Genomic DNA, 24,517 nt, shown 5'->3' with positions numbered 1-24,517 from the left:
GCTTATAAATTGAAACCCGCAATAATATTTTCAAGTATTAACATCACTAAGAAAAACAAACTGAACTTACGTGTATATTGAAACGCGTTAGGCGCAAACCATAGCGGCCAGACTTCTTTTCGAAAGCCATCAGGCATGCTAGTTGGCCGCTCGTGATTAAACACTTTGAATGTGTGGATAAGGGTAGGTACGGCCAATAACAAGACCAAAATACTGATACCAATATAACCACTCCAATAAATATACGCGGCCAGAAAATACTGAGACAACAACATAAATTGAACGGCTTTTCTTGCGTAAGTAGAACCTAACAATACCGGTAATGAATAAATGCCTTTGCTTTTATCCATACCCATTTTATCGATATGTTTACCAAAAATAACAGCCGTGGGTGCTAACGCATACAAAGTACCAATTAACATGGCTGCTACGCTCCACTGTCCACTGCTGACATAATAAGAGCCCCCTACCATTAATGGCCCCCAAACAATTAATACCGATAACTCTCCTAACGCCAGTTTTTTCAACGGCCAAGTGTAAAACAGCACAAAAAACGCACCTGCGAGCAGTAACCACAGTACATCAATACCACGCAGATAAATGATGACAAACCCACATGCAAGGGCTAACGCGCCAGTTACTGAGATGTATCCCATCAACTGCTTTTTGGTTAACAGTCCACTTTCTAACACATGAGTACCATATTGGGTGCGGAAGTAATTTCCTTTGTCCACACCTCTAGCCGAATCAGTGTAGTCATTCAGCAAGTTATTGGTAGCATGAGCCAACACTAAACCTATAATACATAAAACAGCTAAGCCAAAATCCACCGTAGCAGTACTCAATGCCAACAAAATGCCAATAATGGCAGAGGTAAAACTCATGATTGTGACTGAAAAGCGGCTCGCCACCAGCCATTTAGTCAATATATTTAAACCATCCCAGCATGTTTTATCAACCTGAGGCACTGTTCTGAGAGCTTGAATCCATATAGCTTGTGACATTGTCATCTCTTTTTGAGTTGTGAGTTTGATAAAGTTGGCGCAGTGTATTGGTGCAAACCGAAACTGCTCAATACAATAGTAAAAAAGTACCCTTTGAGTATCTAAAGTTTATAACCGAAAAACAACCCTAAAATAGCCGTCAATGCAGTACCCGCTGAAATAAGGCAACCGCTTGTTGATACATTTGTAAAGCTAAAGCACCGTCATAACGATCACCTTCGTCTCGCATAAACGCGTGCACACCATTGACTTCACACCACTGATAATTAATCCCAGTTGCGATGCATTGCTGGTAAATGGTGAGCCTTCCTTGATTTGGCACATGAGGGTCTTGTTTACCCCAAATGAAGTGAATTTCGCCTTTTATATCTGCCATTCTAGCCAGACTTTGCTGTTCCGGTTCAGCACTCAAAGCATTGTTATGGATATCAGTAGCGTACAAACAAAATGCCGCTTTTATGGCAGGGTTAAGCGCCGCGCGATAGGCCAGATGCCCGCCGATGCATACTCCCATTGCGCCGACCGCGTTAGAGCAGTAAGTAGCTGAGTGAATAAAATCCAGCATAGCTAGAGTATCGCTATCGTGATCAATCAAGGGTTTTTTGGATTTATCTTCATTACCTTTATCTTTGCCAATATCGTCATATTCTAATACCGTTCCAGCAGGATTAAGCTCATGAAAAACCTCAGGCACAATGACCACAAAACCATGGCAGGCCATGATTGCCGCGGATCGACTTATGGGCGCTGTTTGCTGAAAAATCTCTGAATAAAAAATAATCGACGGATACACGCCCTCGTCACATGGACGATAAATATAACAACGCATTTTGCCCGTGGCGGTGTTTAAATCGATGGTTTCTTTTTGTATTTGCATGATTGTTTACAACCTTATTTTTGCTCAGATGATTTTTAGCTAGTTTTTATATAACGCGTTTATTCAGAGCCCCACCTAACCAAAACGGATTAGGTGAAGTAGAGCAATCATAACGTTATTTTTTCGAAAAGTGCGAAATACAACTTCCCTTGTGAGCAAAACCCACGTATAAAATGTATACATTTTTAAATTTGTATACATTTATGTTTCATAAAATCATTCAAGACAGTTCTTTATCTGCTTTTATTGCCGGCTTCATTGCCGTTTTAGTCGGGTTTGCAAGTGCAATGGCGATAGTTTTTCAAGCAGCCATTGCATCAGGAGCGAACAATCAGCAACTGGAATCTTGGGTATGGGCATTAGGATTAGGCATGGGGCTGAGCACCCTAGGGTTATCACTTTGGTACAAACGCCCACTTATTATTGCTTGGTCTACACCGGGTGCCGCCTTACTGGCAACAGCTGTGATGAATAGTGATATAGCCACAGCAACAGGAACCTTTCTAATGGTGGGTGTCCTGATTACCTTAGTGGGGGTGACTGGCATTTTTAATAAACTGGTTAAACTCATCCCGCTTTCTGTCGCATCTGCCATGTTAGCCGGTATTTTAATGCAATTTGGGCTCGGATTATTTGCTGCAATAGACCAACAACCGGCGTTAATTATTACCATGTTAGTAGTTTATTTATTGGCCAAACGCTTTATTCCAAGATACGCCATTCCCCTTGTATTATTAATTGGCTTAATCTTTTGCATTTTTAATCAAACCATTGAAACACAGAGTCTTTCCTTTGAATTTGCCACACCTGTTTGGGTGTCACCAAGTTTCTCTTTAGCGTCAATGATCGGCATTGGCTTACCACTGTTTATTATTACCATGACCTCACAAAACCTGCCTGGCGTGGCCATATTAAAGAGTAGTGGATACGAGCAACAACCCATTTCGCCAATCATCACCACCACGGGGATCACCACCCTTTTATTTGCCCCTTTTGGTGGTTTCACCTTTAGTATCGCCGCCATCACCGCTGCTATTTGTACCAATGAAGAGTCTCACCCTTTGCCAGATAAACGCTATATTGCTGGCATATCTGTAGGCATATTCAATATAATTGCTGGGGTGTTAGGGACTGCGGTGGTGGGCTTATTTGCCGCGTTCCCACAGGCACTCATTGCCGGTTTAGCAGGGATAGCACTGCTAACTGCCATAGCCGCTAGTTTAAAAACCGCATTAGATTATGATAGAGAAAGAGAAGCGGCCGTTTTAACCTTTTTAATGACAGCCTCGGGTATCAGCTTTTTTGGCGTCGCCTCTGCATTTTGGGGGATAGTGGTAGGTATGTTAGCTCTGCATCTAACTAAAAGAGTGTAATTGAGATGACAAAACAACAAGCACAAATGCTCTACAATCAAATTAAATTGGATATAAGAGAAAACAAACTACCGATTGCCCAAGCACTCAAGCAAGAAGCACTTTCTAAACGCTACAATATTAGCCGCATCCCCATTAGAGATGTACTGCAACGATTGAAAAATGAAGGTTGGCTCACCAGCTGTGGTAAGTGTGGGGTGATGATCCCCGAGTTAAATGCCACAGAAGCTGAAGATCTATATTTAATGCGAAAATACCTCGAACCGCTAATTTTGCAATATGCCATTCCCAACCTTAACCAACAAACCATCGGCAAAGCCCGCGACTATTTGCAAGCCATTGATTCTCAAGAACAGCTAAGCATCGAAGAACACGGTGAGTTGAATTGGCAATTTCATGCCTGTCTTTACGAGCAAGCAAACCGCCCCACTCTGTTTAATACTATCGCTAGTTTGCATCAACTATGTGGCAGATATATTGGTTATCACAACCAACAGCTGAATTATCTGAAAACCAGCCAACAAGACCACTACAACATACTCAAAGCAACAGAGAACCAAGACACCGTGCACGCTAAAAGCCTATTAGAAGCCCACATTAGTGATGCCGGAAAAACCTTAGTGGCGTTTTTATTGGCGGAATCGGGTGATATTGCAGAGAAGGAATGATTGGGGGTAAGTGAATTTGGCAATTGGAGTTTGGGAAACGAGGTTTAGAGTTTCAAACCAAGAACTAAAACTATCCTTAGACATAAGATCGACTCTTAAACTTAATTTAATTGCCTCTATTTCTAAACTATCTGGGTAAATCCAAGTTTTCCTAGGTTGGGACATTTTAACGTTCTCACTGTAATGAGGTGGTGACCACTACTACGGGAGAGGAGCAAGATATGAATAATTAATTTATAATGTGGCATTTGGAATACCACCTATATTTAAAATTACAAATATACCAAGTGACAAAATACCGATAAAAAATGAAACTGCAGCCACCCCAGCAGATCTCATAAAAACCTTTCCTGTTAATTCTTGATCTTGATCAGCCGCCCCAATAATTTTTGGCAATAAAATAAGAATAATGACTGAACAAAGAATCGATAAGAGGAAAAAACTAACAGAACATACAGCGAAAAAAGAAGAATGTTCTCCGTACTCAATATTCCGTAAAAAAGTAGCCAGCAGTAAAATAGAGCCGGTTGAAAGTGTCGTCATATGTTTGAAAGCATCGAACAACAATTTGATACCGTCTTTTTTTTCATCGGGTAGGATTTTTTGCATATTCCCTCTATGACATATAATTATAGTATTTGGCCGAATAACCCCATGTTTAAACACAAACTATTTTCGGCTTTCTATATCTTTTATGTTTTGTCACAGCCAATAACTTATTGTACAGCTTAACGTTATTGCCTATTGCTAGTCTGTGGTTGGTGCGGACATATGGACAGGGAAATTGTCTAAGCTCTTGAGAATTACCAAAAGAATTAACCAAACAACTGGAAGAACCATTCATTTCAGCAGCTCTGCCACCTTTGATGCTTCAACGTATCTGACTCTTTTGATTTTAAATTTTCGTTTTAAAATCTCGGGTCGCAAGGTGAATGCTTTCGAATATCGAGGACAGTACTTTTGATGCGTCTTCCATTCGGTTTACCGCAAGTTGTGAGCTTTCACTCAAGGCAACAATTTCTGAAATGTCATTGTTGACGTTGCTGTTTTGCAATTGCTGTAAGCCTACTGCATCTTGCACTTGTAAGTTCAAATCGTGAATTTTGCTAAAAGATTGACTCAATGCATCAATAATTCCTAACGAAGACTCTGCTTGGTGCAGCCCGTCTGCGGCTTGGATTTTGCCTTGAGCCATAGCAGAGACGGCTTCATCTGCGGCATTTTGGAGTTTTTGTACATTTTGCGAAATAAGTTGAGTGGATTGCTGGGTTTTATTTGCCAAATTACGCACTTCGTCCGCTACAACAGCAAAACCTCTGCCAGCGCCTCCAGCCCTAGCCGCTTCGATGGCAGCATTTAATGCCAGTAAATTGGTTTGATCAGCAATGCTGTTGATCACATTTACCACGTCGCCTATATCATCAGAGTCTTTTTTCAGTGTTGATATAATATCAGAGGCATAATTAGTTGCGTCCATCACGCTTTGGCTAATCATCACATTCTGTTTAAACACCGTTCGCCCTTGATCGGCTTCTTTTGTAGATGACGCGACAAATTCTGATGCTTTTTTAATGGCCCCATCAATGTCATTCCCAGTTTGGGTTAATTGCTCAACACGATCATTGGTTTTCTGAGTCAAATCAACTTGGCTTTTTAAACCATGCTTTACGGTTTGGAACCCTTCAACCAAGTTATTAATGATTTCACCGAGATCTTTTAACTCTCCGAGAATTCGACTTAGCATTTTGCTCAAGTCATTTTGAATAAGTTTCACATTATCTGTAACCAGACCAATTTGATCTCTGGTGGTACTTTCAATCTCGCCGGTGAAATCACCTGAAGCGATTTGTTTTGAAACATCGGTTAAGCGATTTAAAGGAGTTAATACGCTGGCATTGATAAACCAAGAAACGGCTAAAATACAGATTAAAATCGTCACAATGATAATCACATTGGTATAAATAAATACGGAACTGGCGCGGGATTCAATTTGCTTTTTCAAACCTAAAACGTATTGGTTAGTTGCTTCAACAGCGTTATTTAAGCTCTCAGTGGGTGCTCTATCAATGCCTTTGACACTGTTGTCAGCTACGCCAATATCAAAGCCGGAAGTTAAGAACGCATCATAACCAGACTCATAGGCTTGGAGCATTTTCGGATAGCTAACTGAAAAGTCTTTGACGTGAGAATATGCAGGATGTTGCTCAGACATATTGTTTAAAATATTGCTGTATTGGGTGACAATAGTTTGCCCATTTTCAACAAATCGGCCCCAATATTTTTCAAGTTGCTCTGGGTCTTTGCCTCTTATTAAGGTGTTTTTCCATTCTTGTACTTGCGTTTTAAAACGCACATTTAGCCCAGAAACATGGGTGATATTGGTCACTTCTTGATTGACGGTCGCGGAATATTCCTGCGTCACTGAGTTTAGCGAAGACAGTCCAATATAAACCGCGACTAAAATTATCAATAAAATAGAACAAATAAGAAAGAGTAACTTATTTCGTATATTCAAATAGAAGAATTCAAACACTAGCGATTACCTTGAGCTGTAAGATGAAAAAATGCAGGCACAAAATGCCATAAACAAGTACATATTGCCGGCCGCTAAGCCTATGCTGTTAAGATGACATTTTTGTTACACTACTGCTCAGAGTCGCTACTTTTATCTAGTTACCACCGATCTGTTTAATATCATTGGCAAATAAAGTTTCCAAATCAGCCCGGCCCTTCTTACTTAATTGAATCAGTTCATCTAAATCAGAGTCTGCGTCGATAACTTCTTTGAGAATTTTTTCATCATGCTTTTCGAATATGTCACACATATGCGCAGCCTGTTTTTTGTCAAACCCAAAATCTTCTAGCACCTTTTCAGCGGCCCGTAACCCAGACCAAAAGAGTTCCCTAACAAAGTGTAAGTTTTCAACTTTAGACAAGCGCATTACCGCATTACGGTTGCGGGCTCTGACCACCATTTTCACATGGGGAAATTGCTCACTGACCAACGCGACAATTTTGAAAGTATCAACTTCATTGTCGATAGCAATCAATAATATAGACGCTTGCTCTATCCCCGATATCTTTAATAAATCTAATCGAGTGGCATCACCATAAAACACTTTGTTGCCGAATTTTTTAACAAAGGCGATGTGTTCTGCATCTTTATCCAATGCTGTGAACGGGATTTTATTGGCCGCTAAAATACGCCCAGTTACCTGACCAAAGCGCCCAAATCCAGCAATAATAACCCGCGGCTCGTCGGTGTCGGTTTGCGAATCGTATACCGCTGGACAGTTACGACTGTTGAACCAAATACTGTGTAAAATCACTAATGGTGAAGTTAACGCCATAGAAACGCCTACCACCAAAGTAACCTGACTAGCTAGGGTGGGTGCTATTAGGTTTGCTAGGCTCGCCTCTCCCATAACCACAAAGGCAAATTCGCCCCCCTGAGAGAGCATCAATGCAATGCGCATCGAGTCAGTTGTACTTTGTTTCGAAAATTTAAGAATGCTGAAAATAATGGCTGTTTTAATCGCAATCAGAGTTAACGCGGCGGCAATAATTACCAGTGGATTATCGAAAAACAAATCTAAGTCTAAATTCATACCAATAGCGATAAAGAACAGACCTAACAACAAACCTTTGAACGGCTCAATTTCCGCTTCTAATTGATGCTTAAAGCTTGAGTTAGCAAGTAGCATCCCAGCCACAAATGCGCCCATTCCCATCGACAACCCTGCTTCTTGCATACCCAGCGCAGTCGCGATAACAATTAACAACGCGGCAGAGGTCATGATTTCGGCATTACCCCAGTGGGAAATCAGTCGCAAAAATGGATTGATCAGAAATTTTCCAATAATCAGCACTGCCACAATTGCACAGATGCTTACCCACCACGCAGGGGAATCGACATCAGGCACAGTGGAAAGGCTTTGTACTAACAGCAGAATGGGAATCACAGCCAAATCTTGCATCAATAAGATTGAAAAACCTTTTTGACCTGGTGGGGTCTTTAAAATATTTTGATTTTCCATCAATTGAATAGCAAAAGCGGTAGAAGAAAGCGCCACGGCCAAGCCTATCACTATGGCTGCCGTCCAGTCCGTACCGACAATATACTTCACCGATATCGCGATGAAACTAGCACTTAGAAATAACTGTCCGCCCCCTGTAAAAACAATCTGATCACGCATTTTTAAGAGTTTTTTGGGCTCTAACTCCAAGCCGATAATAAACAGTAAGAATACGACACCGAGTTCCGCAAAATGTAAAATTGTCTCGGGCTTAGAAACCCAATCCATAATCGACGGGCCGATGACCATACCCGCCACTAAGTAACCTAATATTGCTCCCAATTTCAAACGTTTGAAGATAGGTACTGCCACCACAGCTGCGGCCAAAAAAATCATTGTAGAACCCAACAAACTCATAAATATTCTCTCTTGGTTTTGATCTTGGCTAAGATTTTGGTTTTTCTAACAACAATTCCAACATGGAATCAGTTGGTGCTGACATGGAAGCAACAGACCAAATCGAACAAAAAATAAACAATAAAGTGTTTTTGTGTACTAATATTGTTCTAGTGCATTAGAAACAACGAGACAGTAAAAGGGTACTTGAGATGAAAAGACAATACTACATAAGTGATGACTTGAATGATCTACGTATTATCCAAAGTGAACTTGAAGACAAAGGATTGAGTACACCTCAATTGCATGTGTTAAGTGAAAATGATGCTGAAGTTGAAAAACACCATTTACATGCCATTGAATCCGTGTTGAAAAAAGATGTTGTACGGTCCACCGAATTAGGAGCTGTGGTTGGCGCAATTTGCGCAGCCTTGGTTTTGTTATTGGCGTATAGCATGAATTGGCATCTCACGGCTGCAGGATGGATCCCTTTTGGGTTTCTTGCAGTGGTAATACTGGGGTTTTGCACATGGGAAGGCGGACTTATTGGTATCCAAGTACCAAATTATCAATTTAGACAGTTCCAAAAATTGCTAAAACAAGGAAAACACATATTTTTCGTGGATGCCACCGAACAACAAATGGCAATTGTTGAGCAAGTCGCCAGTCAACATACCAATCTCAAGTTGGCCGGAAGCGGTGAATCACCTCCAGACTGGGTAGTTAAAAGCCAAGATAAATTTAACAACTTTATGAAAGTCATGCCCTAACGCGCCTTTCTAGGCAACAACGTATGTCTTCACAGGTCGTCATAGATTGCGACCTGTAAAGTCGTTATCTTAATCCCAACTCAACATCGCGAATAATAAAGTTTCCATTATAAATAGGATGGAGTTCACCGCTTTGTTCAATCGCAAAATACGCTTGTTCTTCTGAGGTTAACCCTTGATAACCGCCAATAACTTGATACAACCAAGCTTCAGTATCGAACTCTAATTCGTGCTGTTGATAATATTCTAGGGCTGTTAATCGCTCACCGGTATCGATAACCTGACAGAAGTACCCTTCTACCGCTTTTTTAAGTTTATCTTCAGCAAACTCTACTTCGCTTTGCTTTTCAACATGAATTTGGTGGGCAGCCCGCTCTGGTTGATACGCCTTCGGAGGACGATTTAGGGTTTTAATTGCGCTGACCAATTTTTGTAATTCTTGTTCATGTTCAACCCGAGTCACATCCACAGCAGCAGGTTTAATCACCGATTCAGCCTGATTAAACAACATCGGCACTTGCGATAGGCCACAATAATTCACCGGTGCAAATGTTGGCGAATGTTCCATGTGCAATAAAAAGCCTTTGAGTAAACGAGTGCGTCCCCGTAGCTCTCTGAAACGACCTAACAATGACAACAACCGAGCTTGAACAATGGAGAGCTCTTGGGTTACACGGGAAAAACTGTGTTGTAAGGTAACAACTAACAAGTGACGTAATTCACGATTACTGGCAGCAATTTCACTAAGCTCATCAAATTGGAACATTTCCAATTCGCCCAATAACTCGGATACTTGCGATTGTGCCAACTGATTTTCACGGATCTTGGCATCAATGGAAGATACGTAACCAAACTCATTGTTGATTCGACTAAACAGCACTCTCACATTATTTTCCAGTGATTCGGTCAACGCATAAACATGCTCAGTTAAATCTGAAAGATGCGCATTGGCTTCGGTAAATCGTTGATGTTGTAACGCTTCTTTATAATGGTCAGCTAAAGTTTTAAGCCCCTTCAGCGCTGAGCCAATATTGGCGTCTATTTGACGATTTCGTTCATCATGTAAACTGCCTTCGAGTAATTGTCGTACCACATTTTTCAGACGCAAATCTGCGTCAGCGTCAGGACGCCATAAAATCCCCATTTGCACTAAACTGTCGATAACTTTCGGGCTGAATTTGGTTTCATCCACAGTTCCCGACAAATAAACCTGCATCAGAAGATCAGCATGTCTACTTAGCGCATTAAGCAGCTTTACTCCGGCCTGATGTAGATTTTGGTTCATATCAGGCTTCCCTGCTGCACTGCGCTTTCTGCCTGCTCAGACAACGACAATGATTCGGTTTCGTCGATAAATTTAATCACTTCATATAGGTATTCCACTTTACCAGTGGCAATGAAGATTTGTTTGTCTTGATTAGGTCGTAGCATATATCCCAAATCGGTTAGACGCTTAAACACCTGTTTAACCTGGCCATCGACCGATACGCTGGTAGAACCAAACAATTTGTAATGGGAAATTTTGGCTAATTGCTCAGCAAAAGCTGGGGTATCTTCAATGGTCAGTTGGATTTCAGCTAATCGAATAGCCGTTCCCTGCGTGACGGGCACATCAGTTCCACTGGCCTGCTGAACTAACAATAACCATTCAACCAAGGGCACTAAATGACTGGATATATCCTGAAATTGACCAGTTAGTACTTTGCGTTCATTATCGCCCAAGGTTTGATAAGCAGCGTAAAAAACATCTCCTTCTGCGGCGCTGGCCAACGTGCGGTTCAACATATTCAACTGGGTTTCAATTTTATCGCTATTGCCTGAGGTTTTTAGGAATCGCCAAGCATCTTCATCACTGACCTGACAGATAAACGCCCCAGATAACAAACTTTCTAGAATGCGGCCTTGTTCGCTAATCATGGGGTAACTCCTTGCTCAGTTTGTTTACGTTTTTGGATATGTTCGGCTATAGCACTGATTTTAGGTTGAACCACCTGTAGTTTTCGTGTGGTTTTATCAATCAAATAGCGATTATCAAACAGGGTTAATACTTCCGATTCAGGGTTAGGGAATGCGCCAACCACAGAGATGTTATTATTCTGGCAAGCATCAAAAATTTTCTTCACATTACTTTGGTGCAAAGTCCCCAATTCATCGATAGGCCAGTGAATAGTGGCATCTGCATCCCCCCGTAATAATCGAGTGAAGGCTAATAGGAATTTACATAAAATTAAGTACGCCATACCATGACTGGAAGACTCATTTAATTGACGGTCCGTTCGAATAACCAGATTGGAATTACCCTCTTTGATGTGCAACTCGATATCTAATAATTTACTGATCCCGCCACTTAATGCGGCGCGACCAAGAATATCCAAGACTTTACGCATGCTCAGCGCATATTCATCATCTGGCAGCTCAACGGCACCACTTTTCATCCAAGCCTGATAAAGCTTATTAAATTGGGCTAACTCAGGCCAAAACTCTAATTCTGAAATACGCGAGCGAATTTTTACGGCTGAATCAGAGACACCATCGAGAAACAATTCTTCATCGACTTCTTTACTAATTCGTTTACTTTGGCTGGCGATACGTTTATCGATATCTTCCAGCACATTATAATATTGGGTTAAGTCGGCACCAAATATTCGACCTTGTTCTCGTAATCCGTGGAGTTTTTGTGGAACCACTTCATTTAATAACTGGGCCAAATGCACCACCATTCTGCGGTGATCAATATTGCGAATTCCTTGGTCATTCACCACCGCACATTCATCTCTGGAGCGCTCCCAAATATCGGCTAAGCCGGTGCCCGATTGCGCAGCAATAAGCTGGTCAAAGTGTTCCACATACACCTTGATATCACCCAATAAACGATCTCTGGTTTGCAGTAATTCTTGTCCTTCAGATATACGCTGTCCAATATTTACCGTATCCGGTTTAGCCGACTTGCTTGATGGACTGTTTTGATCCGCTTTAACCAGTCTGAGTTTACCTAAACTGCGATTGATGCTCTGTACATCAATATGCTGCTCTCGTGCAGTTCGCAAATCTTGCTCTAGCTGAGCTTGTTGGTCTTTACTTTTCTGACGCTGTTGTTTGAAATCAGCTTGTTTCTGATTTAACAAACGTTCTGCTTTGCTTGCGGCTTTTTTGGCCGCTGTTAAGTTTTGCTGCCAAGTTACTTTATAGCCAACAAAATAAGTGTCGTACCAACGTTGGTAATCTTTCACTTTGTGACGGTGAGTGTCTGTGTAAGTGATATCTTTTTGCAATTGTTTGATACGTTTTTGCAAGGTGCCGATATCGTCAACATCAACGCCTCGGTTATTCAGCTCGTCTTCTTTCCACTGCTCAATTTTTTGTTTGTCTTCCGCGGCGACTTGTTTGGCTTTTTTGATATGGCTGTCGACAATAGATATTTTAGTTTGAATATCTTGGATAAGCTGTTGCCAATGGAATTGATGCTCAGTTTCGGCTTCTCGCTGCTGATCTTTGACTTCAGCAATGGCTTCAGCGTGTTGCGTCTTGCACTTTGATTGCTCAGTTTGGATATTGCTCAAGCGTTTCTTATTTTGTAACTTACGCTGGGATAAAGCATGAGCATATTCTTGCTGAACCTGATCTTTATCTTGTTGCGCCCGTCTGCGAGTCGCTTCAGCGGTTTTGCAGGCGCTTTCGGTTTTCGCTTGAGCCAGTTCTTTATTACGAACCTCTTCACTGGCCTTGGCTAAATCAAGTTCAGCTTCATTTTGATTAGCAATGGCTTGGTCAAGAATTTGTTGAACATCGCTGAGTTTTTGCTGAAGTTGAACTTCAGTTTCTGCAAATTCCGACATATCAACTGCATGTAAATCCAGTTTAATCCCAAAAATGCTAGTAGAGTCGTCGCCTACACTTGGTTTTAAATCTTTGCGTTTAAATAGCTCTGGATGCAAGACCTTACCAAGGTTATCTTGCCAATCTGGTCGCTCTTTGCGGAGAAATTCCAATAAACTGTTTTCACCTGGATAAAGAATACCTTCGATTTTGTCTAACTGGTGCTGCGCTTCTAATTGACTGCGACGGGTTTCTTCAAGGACTGCATTCGCTTTAACCCGCAATTGACTTGCCTGAACAAATTCTTGTTGTGCTTTTCGATGTTTCTCTCGAGCTGCATCCTCAGCGATACCGGCTTCTTTTAAGGTGGCATCAAGAATATCTAACTGACTTTGTTCAAACTCGTCGAACCCTGCATTTTTAAGGGCAGCAGTTATTTCGGTATACTGTGTTTTGAGCTCATCCGCTCTTTGTCGATACTCTGATTCAACACTGCTAAGCTGACCTTGATAGTCATCTCGGATCTGCTGTAATTTAAGCTGTTCCTGACTTTTTTGTTCAGACAACTTATCTTGTAAAAGGCTTTTCTCTTCAGAATACCCCTCAAGCTCTTCATTTAATTTTTCACTGATTTGCGCTACCCGTTTATTGAAACTGGCTTCAACATCTTGATGTTTCTCAGTCAGCAGGGTATATCGGGTTGATGATGTCTCTAATTCGCTTTCCCATTGCGGCAGTTGTTGTAAATTGCTCTGTAGGGTTTCAATATCCTGCGATTGCCAATCATCATATTCGCTTTCTATCTGCTCCAAATCGGATTCTAATTTTTCCGAGTCGGCCTTGGCCACTGAAAGCGCCTGATTCAACTCATCTCTTTGTTGAGTCCAATCTGATTCAAGTTTTTTACTGGATAGTTGAATTTCATCTAATTCGCGCTCAAAATCCAGCACATGGGCGGCTAACGCGCTGGTATCTACCGCGAACTGCTGTTGTAATTCTGAGAGACGATATTCCGTCTGATTAAGTTGATGGTCGGCTTGCTCCAATTTAGCAAACTCAGGGCGTATCGCATCAAACTCTTTAATCAGATGGCACTCTTTAATCCAATCTTCGACTCTATTTCTACTCAAACTGGAACTCGGTGGCTGCACACCATCTTCTTCTAGAATAGCGGCAATCATGGCTTTAATGGTTTCCATTTTGCCTTCTTTAGAATGCACAGCTTTGGCTAGTTTTTCGATGTGTCTAAGGTGATTAGCCTGTTCACATAAACTGAATATTCGAGCATATCCCAGTAACTCACGGCTATTGGTGCTGTCGTTTAAAACACCTCTATCATTTTGTAATACCGCTTTAAATTCTTTGGTATTGAGCAGGTTTGTAACTAAAATATTGGCGCGTTTTAAACTACGAGCCAGTTCATTCATAGTCACACTGCTATGCTCGCCAGCTTTGTTTTTATATAAATAGTCGTTTAATTCGAAAGGTTTTCCGATAAATCGGTAATTCACACCATTTCCAGAAGATGCCAAGACTGCTTGACACAAATCCCCTTCATTGCGAGCGTATTCGTAAACAATAAAGCTCGATTCTCTGGGTAAATACCACTTTTCGAAACTATCTCGTGTAGAGGGTACAACTCGGCTTGGATATTCTCCGTAAAACACAGGAATCAATCGTTGTAACGTGGTTTTGCCAGAGGCATTGGTTCCACAAATATTGGTATGACCGTTTAATTTTAATTCCACTACACCTGGAAGGTGTGTGTCGATGAGAATAATGCGATGTAACCCAGGCATAAACATCCTAATTTATAATTATGATTGAGACAGCTAACTCGGGATTCAAATGCTTAAATGAAGGTAACTTGGAGAAGCAGGTGTAGAATTCCGTACAGCCGCTGATTTTAGCGAGGTTTAATTCAATTTAACACCCTAAATATCAGTATTTATCGGCCAAACTAGGGTTATTATTCGCTAATCCTAAAAACCAATTTGTAAGTGCTTGATTTAGCGTCGTCATAAATAGTATTTTATAATTTTGCGGGTTGATTATTTACCGTCCAACCACTAAATAAAATTTTTTTAAATTATTTGAATATAAAAAGATGAAAATCTGGTCTTATCCTCTAGGCTTATAGAAACAGTATTAAAAGGATTTTAAGTTAACTATGTTTGGATTATTCAAAGCAAATCCGATTAAAAAGCTACGCAAGCAATACGATCAAAAATTAGCTCGAGCGATGCAAGCACAGCAGGAAGGAAATCTTCGAGATTACGCAAAATACAATAGCGAAGCTGAAGCTTTGTTTGAGAAAATTGAAGAATTTGAAATGAACTATAAATGAGTTTGAAAATATTCCATTCTTAAACTCAAAAAGATGAAAATAGGGTTGGCGCAAACAAGTTGATAACCGATTAAGCTTATGCGCCTTTATCGATTTTCTAATAGCACGATTTGCAGATAAACCTTATAGAGATAAATGCACCACTAAGGTTGAATGATTGATGCTAAAACCTCCCCCAGTCATCGTTGTAAAATTAACTTCTTATATTAAGCTCTGCGGCTAGCGAGTTGCCCAGAGCTTTCCCCTGACTCGCTTAGACTAAAGTGCAATCTCCACTTGGCAATAGACTGGTATAATGGCGGTGAAATTACATAGTTAAGTTATAATTTGTTGTAGCGATGCCAATTTAGAGGTTTTTATGATTAGAATAGTTTTTTGCTGGTTGTTACTAGCAATTTCAAGTACTGGCTTTGCTCAAGATGGCGATGCGAGTGCAGCAGCAGAACCCTTAGATCCGGCATATGAAGGTGTGCATGGCATGGTGGTATTTAATCATGCGTCCTCATTATATGTTTCTAATCTTCCAAGTTACAGAAAACCCCATAACGTCCAGTTGATTTATAAACTTATTCCCAAAGACTCCGCGCTAGTATATTTAGTCAGAGATGCAGATTTGGTTACCATCAAACCAGAATCGTTTAATATTGAAAGATTAATCCGTGGCGAATCTGTAAGTGTTAAAGCTGACGTTTATATCGGCAATTATAAACAAGGTGGGAGTTTAACTTATGAACAAATGGACTTAACCTTCAGTGAACAAAAGTACGTTAGAGTCCTAAAGGATTTAGGGGAACCCAATAACCGACAAAAGTACGATATTGTGGAACTAGGATACAATAGTCGTGCTTTGATCCACCAAATTCAAGGTGCTCCAAGCTACGATCATCTTATTTTGTTGTTCGAAAATATCAGTTGCATCACTGATGTGAACGCTAAAAGCAGTGTACCAGAGCAAGACATGCTAAATTATCGTTTGAGTTTTTGTGGCTCAATGAAACCCATTTATTACCATTCAGAACCCTTTTCAGAAAGCTCATCATCAGACCCCAAATAGGCTATTCGTAAAATTGTGCTCTGCAGCCGAGTTTATCGGCTCAGAGCACTATTTAAAAACTACAGGGCTGCGGCAGGATAATCGATATAACCCACACTATCGTGAGTGTAGAAGGTTTTGGGATCCGGTTCTGCTAAGGCGATACCATGTTTAAATCGATAAGGTAAATCTGGATTAGCAATAAAGGCTGAACCGAAGGCAACAGCGGCTAAATCACCTTGCTCCACTGCTTGCTCAGCCTCAGTGAAATCATACCCCATGTTACCAATTAAGTTGCCGTCATAAACTTTGCTCGCGGCTGCTATTACGTTACCTTGTTGTGCTTGCTGAAAGTCAGCGCGCATTACATGTAGATAAGCCAGGTTATAGTCATCTAATCGTTTTGCTAAATAAGCAGTCAGGCCTTCTGGATCGCTGTCGCGCATACTGTTAAAGCTGTTAATTGGTGAAATTCTTAAACCAACATTTCCACTTTCCCAAACATTGGTCACTGCATCTATCACTTCAAATAACAGGCGACTGCGATTTTCCATACTGCCGCCATATTGATCGGTGCGAGTGTTAGCACTGTCACGCAAAAATTCATCAATTAAATATCCATTTGCGCCATGTATTTCAACGCCGTCAAAACCAGCGGCCTTGGCGTTAATCGCCGCTTTAGCAAAACCTTCAACGATATTTGCGATTTCTTGCAAACTAAGTGCTTGGGGAAGGACGTAATCTTTTTTCCCTTGTGGGGTATGGACATAACCATCAATGGCTAATGCACTTGGTGCTACTGGCGTACGGCCATTGTTCAATACAGGATGACAAGCTCTGCCGCCGTGCCATAGTTGTAATACTATTTTGCCACCGTTTTGATGCACAGCATCAGTGACCTTTCTCCAGGCGACCACTTGCTCATCAGAATGTATTCCTGGCTCTCGGTAAAAAGCGGAGTTTCCAGACATTGCCATTGTTGCTTCGGCGATAATCAGTCCTGCTCCAGCTCGTTGGGCATAATAAGTAGCCATTAGCTCAGTCGGCACATTTTCTTCAGTCGCTCTGCATCTCGTCAGTGGCGCCATTACCACTCGATTTTCTAAACTAATATTGCCAAGTTTTAGTGGCTCAAATAATGCTGACATCATTTTTCCTTAATTGTTAACTACATATAGGAACGGGTTTTAACTAGTATTGGATTAAAAAAACTGAATTCAAGAGCATCATCTGAAGTTGTTTATACCCTAAGTATTTGCAATTTGATGTAATTGACTACACTGTTAATCTGTAACTTGAGGCGGCAAGAGTAATTAAATGAGTCGGGTAAACTATACAAAACACTTTGGCGACAAAACCCAAGGTCCTTTGCAACACACACTTTTATTGAGTCTTGTTGAAAAACCACTGCTCGATCCTCCCTTATCAGAACAGGATCGAGAGCAATCTTTGCTTGTGACCAGTATGGCTAAAAAGAACACACCAATGGTCTGTGGATTTTTAGGCAACTCAGAATTCAATAAAGGTTTATTGTTGGCTAATATTGCATATCAGACGAAAAACAAAGTGTTGTTGGTGACCCAAGAACTTTTCAACAATCTCTTTACCTCAGATTTAGCTAAACTTATCGCACAAACCCAGCAACAAAATGCCATTATTTATTTTGACCTCGCTGACGACTTGATCAATGACAACATTGATTACGCCGATACGGACGAACCAATTAACCTAGACTTACTGTTTAGCGTCATTGAAAAATACCAAGGCTTAGTGATATTTTCGTTAACCCAAATTGAAAGTGCAGAGCGCCTCAAGGCTAGGCATATCAGCGTATTAACTACACATTAACGTTTGTAACCCGGTGCCAAGGCGGTATTTTCTACGCCCATTAATGCTTCTGGATTGGCTAGTGCCAATTGGCACCCTTGACCAATAAATTTATGCCCTTGAGAGCAATCAACTTGCCACTGTCTTAATAGGTAGGCAGCCAATGCTGACCTCACTTTTACCCGTAACTTTCCTTCTACCATGGCATAGTCTAGTTGAATGGCTTTTGGATGTTTAATACTGGGGTGAGCCACTAACACTAACTCGATTTGATGATTCCACTGTTCATCAAATTTCCTAGCCTCTAAGGTATTGATGTCTTGTGCTAATGCATTAACAAAGGTAAATCGAGTACACACAAAATCTCTAAAACTTTGATGTTTCCGATCGTAGGCTCTTACATGCCATCGATGACCGTTATTAACAATAGCGTGAGGCACAATAACTCGGGTTGACTCGCCAGAACTGATTGAAACATAACCGCATTCAATAGGCTGCTTAATGTGAATTGCGCGCATCAAGGCGGCAATAATATTTTGATCAGGATGAATTAAACGCACGGCATCAAAACACTGTTCAGACGGTTGTACGCCATTCGAAATTCCATTGCCAAAGCCGCGACTCAAGGATGTTAAAATCACTTCAGGGTCATGTTTAAAAACGGGTTTAAATTGCTTTGTACGGTGATAACTTTTGGTTTGATGGACAAGAATAAGATTATTCGGAGCAAGGGCTTTGTAAGCACTAAAATCTCGTGTCGATGCCGCTAGACCCGTTTTAAAACGCTGAATTAAGTCAGTGCGCGCTACGTGTCCAAAATACTGTAAACTAAAATCAATAAAAGCTAAACGCTCTTTTTGACCATGATTCATAGTGTCTAATTCATTTTCCATCTTGTTAGTTCCGGTAACGTTTTTTTCAACTATAAGGACTTCCACAAAAGATTGCAATCAAATTGATGGCATCTTTTTGATTTTAATTTACTGATATTTACTTGAGAAAGGACTAAATAAAAAAAAGTTGAAAACTTTTTAAACTTTTTGGTGGTTTTGCGCGTCATACATAATGACAGCGTAGTGAACTGTTGAATCTCCCCGGGCCGTGAGCAGTAAATGCTAACGGCTTTTTTATTGGCCAATGACTTTTTTATTGCCCCTGTTTCATTGATTAGGCTTATCGGTTTAAGTTTACTGGTTAATATCAACAGGTTTTAGCGGACATTGAATTAAGACTGAAGTCGCTTGGAAACATAGGATAAACAAAGATTTAATTGCTCAGCGATTAAATCAAAATGAGCAAAGTCCTCTTCGCTGAAGTAACTTGCTTTGTCAAAAAATTGCGCACTTATCATCCCCACTACTTTCGAATTTACTTTTACTGGCGATAAACACAGTAAGCCATTTTCAATAAACTGTTCTGATTCAAAAGTCAGATAATCACGCCATTTAATATCCTGATAATTTTCGATAAACACAGTTTCGGCATGCTGAATGGCATAACTCATAATGTTCTGTGAGTCGGTTAAAGGAAATGAACAGTGGAATCGCACCGCCTCCCCTTCACTGTCGACACTCTGCCTACATTCAATTTGACGCTTATCTTGACTAAACACCCAAAAACCACAGCGATGAAAATGAAATATTTGTGATAATAATTGTAAGGTATGGGTAAGGAATTCATTGATGCTACGACTGGTTCTCGTCAGCGCATTTAATGATTTGATGCTGATGATTAATTGCTCTTCGATGGTCAAATTAGCAAGTTCTACAGGGGCTGGTAATCCGCCAAAATCCTTCTGCTTGGGCAAAGGTTTAATATAACTTTCCAAAGCAGATGCGTTGTAAGATGCAAGCAACTCAACTGCCAGTTTGCGTGTGGACTCAATCTTAAGTTTTAGTCTATGTTCATCCACATTGATCAGTGCACAAATGTCTTTGATTAGATGATCAAATTTCGCCCTATTCTTAGGCGGAGAACCAATCGCTTCACTGAGTTGATTGGATAAGCTAATGATATTCATCTCTTTGGTGCGACTTTGTGGCTGATTTAACGATTTGATCAGCAACTCCCCCAAGTTCCAGGTGCGAGCAAGCCCTACGCTCAAATCTTTAAATTTAATCCCTGCCGTGGATGCGCAATATTGCTCAAATGCTATTTTTGGCATACCCGCTTTTTGGATCAACTGACGTGTAAGAGGATTGCCGGTACTCCAAAATGACGTTTCGCCTATGTTGTACATCATGGCCGCTAAATACACTTCTTCTTGGGTACTTTCATCGTATTCAGGCACCATCATTTTAGCCAGCAATCCAGCAAAAAATGCATTTGCCATTAATTTCATTAGCCTTTCGTAGACCGCTGGCGAAAGATGTTTGCTATTCAACAAACCTTCCAACACCTTGGCAGTTAAACAAATGTTTTTAACTGATTGAATACCTAGAAATATTGCAGCACGAGAGACAGTAGTCACCCGTTTCACCGGCGAACGACTCGAACTGTTAGCCACTTTTAATAAGCTGGAAGATAACGCCTGATCGTGCAGTATGACTTTACTGAGGCTGGGAATAGATGATCTATCATCATTTGAGAACTTATCTAAAATTCCGGCAATGGATGTAATTGCTGGTAACTCTTCTTTGGCAAGTAACGCTACCCACTGATCTGACGTCAGCTTTGACTTTTCACGCATATATAGTTCCAAACAGCAAAACGAAGCGGAAACACCTTGTCCAAACGATTGCCAAATTAACCATTAAGTCATCAATAACTTAATTACATTTTTATTACACGCCCGAGTATATCAGTGAAATAACGATTGTCTGCACCTTTGTACAGCTTTGTTTTGAACGACTAACGCTTAATCTCATAGAACAAGCAATTTAGTTAGGCAAAATTACCACTTTTTAGTCAAAAAACATCGAATGCGAACATAATAAAAAACACATCCAATTGATTTCATTAACTTTTTTATTTGGAATAAATGTTGCTCTAATTGCTATTAAGCGAAATGACAAGTGTTAGAAAAATCAATAATGTAAATCCCCCCGTTACTGTGGTTGGGGTTAAAAGGAGAATATAGATGTTTACTTTTTTATGTGGCTTAATAATTTTTTGTTTATGGTTAATCCCCATTGTGGCCATTGCCACATCAAACCGCACCTGCGGAGGCGAAAAAGCTGCATGGTTATTAGCTGTTATATTTATTTCCTGGTTTGCGTGGATATTTTATCTATTGTTAGCACCACTCAAATCTCCCCGCTATGGTGCTTAATTCAGCTAACTAAATCATTACCATTGGCATAACGATACACCTCGACTGGCCCTCTGCGAACAATCCACGGCAGAAGGTTGGTCGAACCAAGCTTATCCAATTTGCACTTTCAATTGTCTTTCCACAAATTACATCCATTCTAAGCTCTTACCGAGATTCCTAATACGACAATATAAAAACGGATCCAATCGAACAACCACACATTGTCGACAATATTAAGATTTAATGTTGAATTAATGTCCATATAGGTCTATATTGTCGACATTACAGATAATATGAAGAAAAATTTTTGGTCAATTTTTTATCAGAATCACCGGTTACATCAGCGGATAAAACCTTTTTCCAACTTCGCAAAGATATTGTTGAAGGAGATATCCAACCTGGTAGCAAGCTGAGTGAAACAGAATTGTCGACAAAGTATGCGGTCAGTCGAGCTGTGGTTCGTGAAGCGATTAACCGCTTGGAAACCTGCCATTTAGTTGAACGCAAAGCAAATGTTGGTGCCAGGGTTGTTTCGTTGACGCCTGAAGGGTTAATTCAGTTGTATCAAGTACGAGAGTCTCTTGAAGGAATGGCAGCCCGCTTGGCTGCTACCAATATGACTGACCAAGAAGTGAACGAGCTCGAATCTTTACTTTCTGAACACTTTCAAGAAGTAAAAGAAGGACAGTCATATTATCAAGAAGCGGGTGACGTAGACTTCCATTACCGGATTATTGTTGGCAGCAAAAATGAACATCTAATTTCAATGCTCATCAATGGCATTTATCACCTGGTTCGCATGTATCGAGTGCAATTAGGTATGGCAGGACCAAGAGTCTCTACAGCGTTTGATGAACATAAACACATTGTTCAAGCGATAGCTAATCGCGATGGAGAATTAGCTGAAATGTTAATGCGCCGACACATTTTGTATTCCAAAAATAATATTGAAAAGAAATTGCAGTAACGTAACTAACCTGAACTCGGAATAAGACGTCGTAACTCAAAATATATTATTCCCACTTCAGGTTTACAAACTTCACCGATTGTTAAACAGAGGAAATTATGACTCCAGGCAAAAAATTCAGACAAGCATTGATTGACAACAAACCACTACAAATTGTTGGCACTATCAACGCGTATTCGGCCATGATGGCAAAGCAAATTGGTCATAAGGCTATTTATTTATCTGGTGGTGGTGTGGCAAACGCTTCTTACGGCCTACCCGACCTCGGCATGACGTCTCTTAACGATGTGATCGTTGATGTGCAACGCATTACTGCAGCCTGTGACCTACCACTATTGGTAGATATTGATACCGGTTGGGGTGGCGCATTCAACATCGCCAAAACCATAAGAGATATGGAAAAAGCTGGAGCAGCAGCGGTCCATATGGAAGATCAGGTCGCACAAAAACGTTGTGGACATAGACCAAACAAAGAGATTGTTTCCATTGAAGAAATGACTGATCGGATTATAGCAGCTGTAGATGCCCGTACCGACCCTGACTTTTTCATTATGGCTCGTACAGACTCTTTTGCACAGGAAGGTTTAGAGGCAGCAATCGAACGTGCTAAAGCCTATGTTGCGGCCGGAGCTGATGGCATTTTTGCAGAAGCAATTCAAACCGAAGAGCATTACCGCGCTTTCTCAGAAGCTTTAGACGTGCCTATTTTAGCCAACATCACAGAATTTGGTAAAACTGAGTTGTGGAATAAAGAGCAACTCGCGCAGTGGGGAGCCGATATGGTGCTTTACCCGTTGAGTGCCTTTAGAGCGATGAATAAAGCAGCAGAAACCGTCTACACTTCAATACTAAAAGATGGTGACCAAAAAGCCGTTGTAGATAGCATGCAAACTCGCATGGATCTTTATGATTATCTTGGTTATCACGATTATGAGCAGAAATTAGATAGTCTTTTCTCTCAAGGTAAAAATAAATAACCCTATATTTTTCATTTATAAAACAGGACTCTATCATGGTTGACAAAAAACTAAGTGGTGCGGGCCTTCGCGGTCAAAGCGCAGGAGAAACCGCATTGTGCACGGTAGGTAAATCAGGATCTGGTTTAACTTATCGCGGTTACGATGTATCTGATTTAGCAGATAACGCCACCTTTGAAGAAGTAGCTTATTTATTGTTTAAAGGGGAACTCCCCACTGAAACTCAACTGGCAGATTATAAAGCCAGATTGCTGTTAAAGCGTGATTTGCCTGACGCCTTAAAAGCAGTGTTAAAGTTAATCCCTGCTGATACTCATCCTATGGATGTGATGCGCACCGGTTGTTCATTTTTAGGTAACTTAGAGCCTGAAGATGATTTTAGTCAACAACAAGATAGTGCGGATCGTTTGTTAGCCGCCTTCCCTGCAATAATGTGTTATTGGTATCGCTACAGTCATGACAATGTGGAAATTGAATGTACCACTAATCAAGATTCAATCGCCGGTCATTTTTTGAAGTTATTAACAGATCAAGATCCGTCTGAACTTCATCGCCGAGTGATGGACGTGTCGCTAATTTTGTATGCAGAACATGAGTTTAATGCTTCTACCTTTACGGCTCGCGTCTGTGCATCAACCTTATCAGATATGTTCTCATGTATTACCGGCGCGATTGGCACATTGCGTGGTCCATTACATGGTGGTGCCAATGAAGCAGCCATGGATATGATTCAAAAATTCAGTTCGCCTGAAGATGCCAAAGCTAAAATGGCTGAAATGTTGGCCAACAAAGAAAAAATCATGGGCTTCGGTCATGCAATATATCGTGAATCCGATCCTCGTAATGTGATCATCAAATCTTGGTCTGAAAAACTCGGTAAAGAGTTTGGCGATTCCAGCTTGTACGACATCTCAGTAGCTTGTGAAGAGTTTATGTGGGATAGCAAAAAGCTGTTCTGTAATGCCGACTTCTTCCACGCTTCGGCCTATCATTTCATGGGGATCCCAACTAAATTGTTTACCCCGATTTTTGTATGCTCTCGCTTAACAGGTTGGGCTGCACATGTGATGGAACAAAGATCAAATAACCGCATCATTAGACCAAGTGCGGATTATATCGGCGAAGAGCCACGTAAAGTGACTCCGATTAAACAACGATAGAACTTTCCTTTTCCAGGCAATCAATAAGTGGGC

Annotated in this window: 20 protein-coding genes; 9 read left to right on the top strand and 11 right to left on the bottom strand. The window is 40.8% G+C overall.

The window, feature by feature from the left end:
* Window positions 1-2: 2 nt before the first annotated feature.
* Both ABWV72_RS06820 and ABWV72_RS06815 read right to left on the bottom strand, forming a co-directional pair.
* Entirely contained in the window at window positions 3-1,004 is a 1,002-nt protein-coding gene (locus ABWV72_RS06820) for a prenyltransferase (RefSeq protein WP_353369513.1), read from the bottom strand.
* Window positions 1,005-1,143: 139 nt separating this feature from the next.
* A complete protein-coding gene (locus tag ABWV72_RS06815; RefSeq protein ID WP_303499592.1) occupies window positions 1,144-1,881 on the bottom strand; it encodes a dienelactone hydrolase family protein in 738 nt (245 codons plus the stop codon).
* A 203-nt stretch (window positions 1,882-2,084) separates the two neighbouring features.
* Between ABWV72_RS06815 and ABWV72_RS06810 the strand changes: the two genes are divergently transcribed.
* Both ABWV72_RS06810 and ABWV72_RS06805 read left to right on the top strand, forming a co-directional pair.
* Entirely contained in the window at window positions 2,085-3,254 is a 1,170-nt protein-coding gene (locus tag ABWV72_RS06810; RefSeq protein WP_353369511.1) for a benzoate/H(+) symporter BenE family transporter, read from the top strand.
* A 5-nt stretch (window positions 3,255-3,259) separates the two neighbouring features.
* A complete protein-coding gene (locus ABWV72_RS06805) occupies window positions 3,260-3,922 on the top strand; it encodes a GntR family transcriptional regulator (protein WP_353369509.1) in 663 nt (220 codons plus the stop codon).
* A 234-nt stretch (window positions 3,923-4,156) separates the two neighbouring features.
* On the opposite strand, the gene ABWV72_RS06800 is transcribed toward ABWV72_RS06805, so the two are convergent.
* The 3 genes from ABWV72_RS06800 to ABWV72_RS06790 all read right to left on the bottom strand — a co-directional run bounded on the left by ABWV72_RS06800 (window position 4,157) and on the right by ABWV72_RS06790 (window position 8,355).
* On the bottom strand, window positions 4,157-4,531 hold the full coding sequence (locus ABWV72_RS06800) for a hypothetical protein (RefSeq protein ID WP_353369507.1): 375 nt from the start codon (window positions 4,529-4,531) through the stop codon (window positions 4,157-4,159).
* A 286-nt stretch (window positions 4,532-4,817) separates the two neighbouring features.
* Window positions 4,818-6,455 carry a methyl-accepting chemotaxis protein gene (locus tag ABWV72_RS06795; protein WP_353369505.1) on the bottom strand — a complete coding sequence of 546 codons (1,638 nt, stop codon included), beginning with the start codon at window positions 6,453-6,455 and terminating at the stop codon, window positions 4,818-4,820.
* A gap of 136 nt (window positions 6,456-6,591) precedes the next feature.
* Window positions 6,592-8,355, bottom strand: coding sequence for a monovalent cation:proton antiporter-2 (CPA2) family protein (locus ABWV72_RS06790; protein WP_216049893.1), 1,764 nt, complete (start codon window positions 8,353-8,355; stop codon window positions 6,592-6,594).
* A 191-nt stretch (window positions 8,356-8,546) separates the two neighbouring features.
* Between ABWV72_RS06790 and ABWV72_RS06785 the strand changes: the two genes are divergently transcribed.
* Complete coding sequence (locus ABWV72_RS06785; RefSeq protein ID WP_353369503.1) at window positions 8,547-9,104, top strand: NAD/FAD-utilizing enzyme; 558 nt, start codon at window positions 8,547-8,549, stop codon at window positions 9,102-9,104.
* Window positions 9,105-9,168: 64 nt separating this feature from the next.
* On the opposite strand, the gene ABWV72_RS06780 is transcribed toward ABWV72_RS06785, so the two are convergent.
* The 3 genes from ABWV72_RS06780 to ABWV72_RS06770 are packed head-to-tail and all read right to left on the bottom strand — an operon-like array spanning window position 9,169 to window position 14,719.
* Entirely contained in the window at window positions 9,169-10,389 is a 1,221-nt protein-coding gene (locus tag ABWV72_RS06780; protein WP_353369501.1) for a phosphoenolpyruvate carboxylase, read from the bottom strand.
* Window positions 10,386-11,021: a hypothetical protein gene (locus ABWV72_RS06775; RefSeq protein WP_353369499.1), complete on the bottom strand. Its 636-nt coding sequence runs from the start codon at window positions 11,019-11,021 to the stop codon at window positions 10,386-10,388. The genes ABWV72_RS06780 and ABWV72_RS06775 overlap by 4 nt, the downstream gene beginning before the upstream one ends.
* The gene (locus ABWV72_RS06770; protein ID WP_353369497.1) at window positions 11,018-14,719 is read right to left on the bottom strand and encodes an ATP-binding protein; all 3,702 of its coding nucleotides are present in this window, start codon (window positions 14,717-14,719) and stop codon (window positions 11,018-11,020) included. Before ABWV72_RS06770 ends, ABWV72_RS06775 begins: the two co-directional genes overlap by 4 nt.
* A 371-nt stretch (window positions 14,720-15,090) precedes the next feature.
* Between ABWV72_RS06770 and ABWV72_RS06765 the strand changes: the two genes are divergently transcribed.
* Entirely contained in the window at window positions 15,091-15,267 is a 177-nt protein-coding gene (locus tag ABWV72_RS06765) for a DUF6435 family protein (RefSeq protein WP_342807144.1), read from the top strand.
* Between the two features lie 358 nt (window positions 15,268-15,625).
* Window positions 15,626-16,321, top strand: coding sequence for a hypothetical protein (locus ABWV72_RS06760; RefSeq protein WP_353369495.1), 696 nt, complete (start codon window positions 15,626-15,628; stop codon window positions 16,319-16,321).
* Window positions 16,322-16,380: 59 nt separating this feature from the next.
* Here the strand turns inward: ABWV72_RS06760 and ABWV72_RS06755 are convergent, their stop codons facing one another.
* Window positions 16,381-17,451 carry an alkene reductase gene (locus ABWV72_RS06755; RefSeq protein ID WP_353369493.1) on the bottom strand — a complete coding sequence of 357 codons (1,071 nt, stop codon included), beginning with the start codon at window positions 17,449-17,451 and terminating at the stop codon, window positions 16,381-16,383.
* Window positions 17,452-17,617: 166 nt separating this feature from the next.
* Between ABWV72_RS06755 and ABWV72_RS06750 the strand changes: the two genes are divergently transcribed.
* Window positions 17,618-18,148 (top strand): hypothetical protein, encoded by a 531-nt coding sequence (locus tag ABWV72_RS06750; protein ID WP_353369491.1) that lies wholly within the window; start codon window positions 17,618-17,620, stop codon window positions 18,146-18,148.
* On the opposite strand, the gene ABWV72_RS06745 is transcribed toward ABWV72_RS06750, so the two are convergent.
* Together ABWV72_RS06745 and ABWV72_RS06740 are read right to left on the bottom strand one after the other, a co-directional pair.
* Window positions 18,145-19,020, bottom strand: a complete 876-nt coding sequence (locus ABWV72_RS06745) for a WYL domain-containing protein (RefSeq protein ID WP_353369675.1) — start codon at window positions 19,018-19,020, stop codon at window positions 18,145-18,147. The genes ABWV72_RS06750 and ABWV72_RS06745 overlap by 4 nt on opposite strands.
* Window positions 19,021-19,352: 332 nt before the next feature.
* Complete coding sequence (locus ABWV72_RS06740; protein ID WP_342807136.1) at window positions 19,353-20,816, bottom strand: HDOD domain-containing protein; 1,464 nt, start codon at window positions 20,814-20,816, stop codon at window positions 19,353-19,355.
* 871 nt (window positions 20,817-21,687) lie between these two features.
* On the opposite strand from ABWV72_RS06740, the gene ABWV72_RS06735 reads away from it, so the two are divergent.
* The 3 genes from ABWV72_RS06735 (at window position 21,688) to prpC (ending at window position 24,484) form a co-directional block, all read left to right on the top strand.
* Window positions 21,688-22,347, top strand: a complete 660-nt coding sequence (locus ABWV72_RS06735) for a GntR family transcriptional regulator (RefSeq protein ID WP_216049881.1) — start codon at window positions 21,688-21,690, stop codon at window positions 22,345-22,347.
* A 98-nt stretch (window positions 22,348-22,445) separates the two neighbouring features.
* Window positions 22,446-23,324 (top strand): methylisocitrate lyase, encoded by an 879-nt coding sequence (prpB, locus tag ABWV72_RS06730; protein ID WP_216049880.1) that lies wholly within the window; start codon window positions 22,446-22,448, stop codon window positions 23,322-23,324.
* Window positions 23,325-23,359: 35 nt separating this feature from the next.
* Window positions 23,360-24,484, top strand: coding sequence for a bifunctional 2-methylcitrate synthase/citrate synthase (gene prpC / locus ABWV72_RS06725; protein ID WP_216049879.1), 1,125 nt, complete (start codon window positions 23,360-23,362; stop codon window positions 24,482-24,484).
* Window positions 24,485-24,517: the final 33 nt, after the last annotated feature.

This window comes from Aliiglaciecola sp. NS0011-25 (genome assembly GCF_040370605.1).
Classification (GTDB): Bacteria; Pseudomonadota; Gammaproteobacteria; order Enterobacterales; family Alteromonadaceae; genus Aliiglaciecola; species Aliiglaciecola lipolytica_A.
This window is presented reverse-complemented; position numbering and strand designations above follow the sequence as displayed.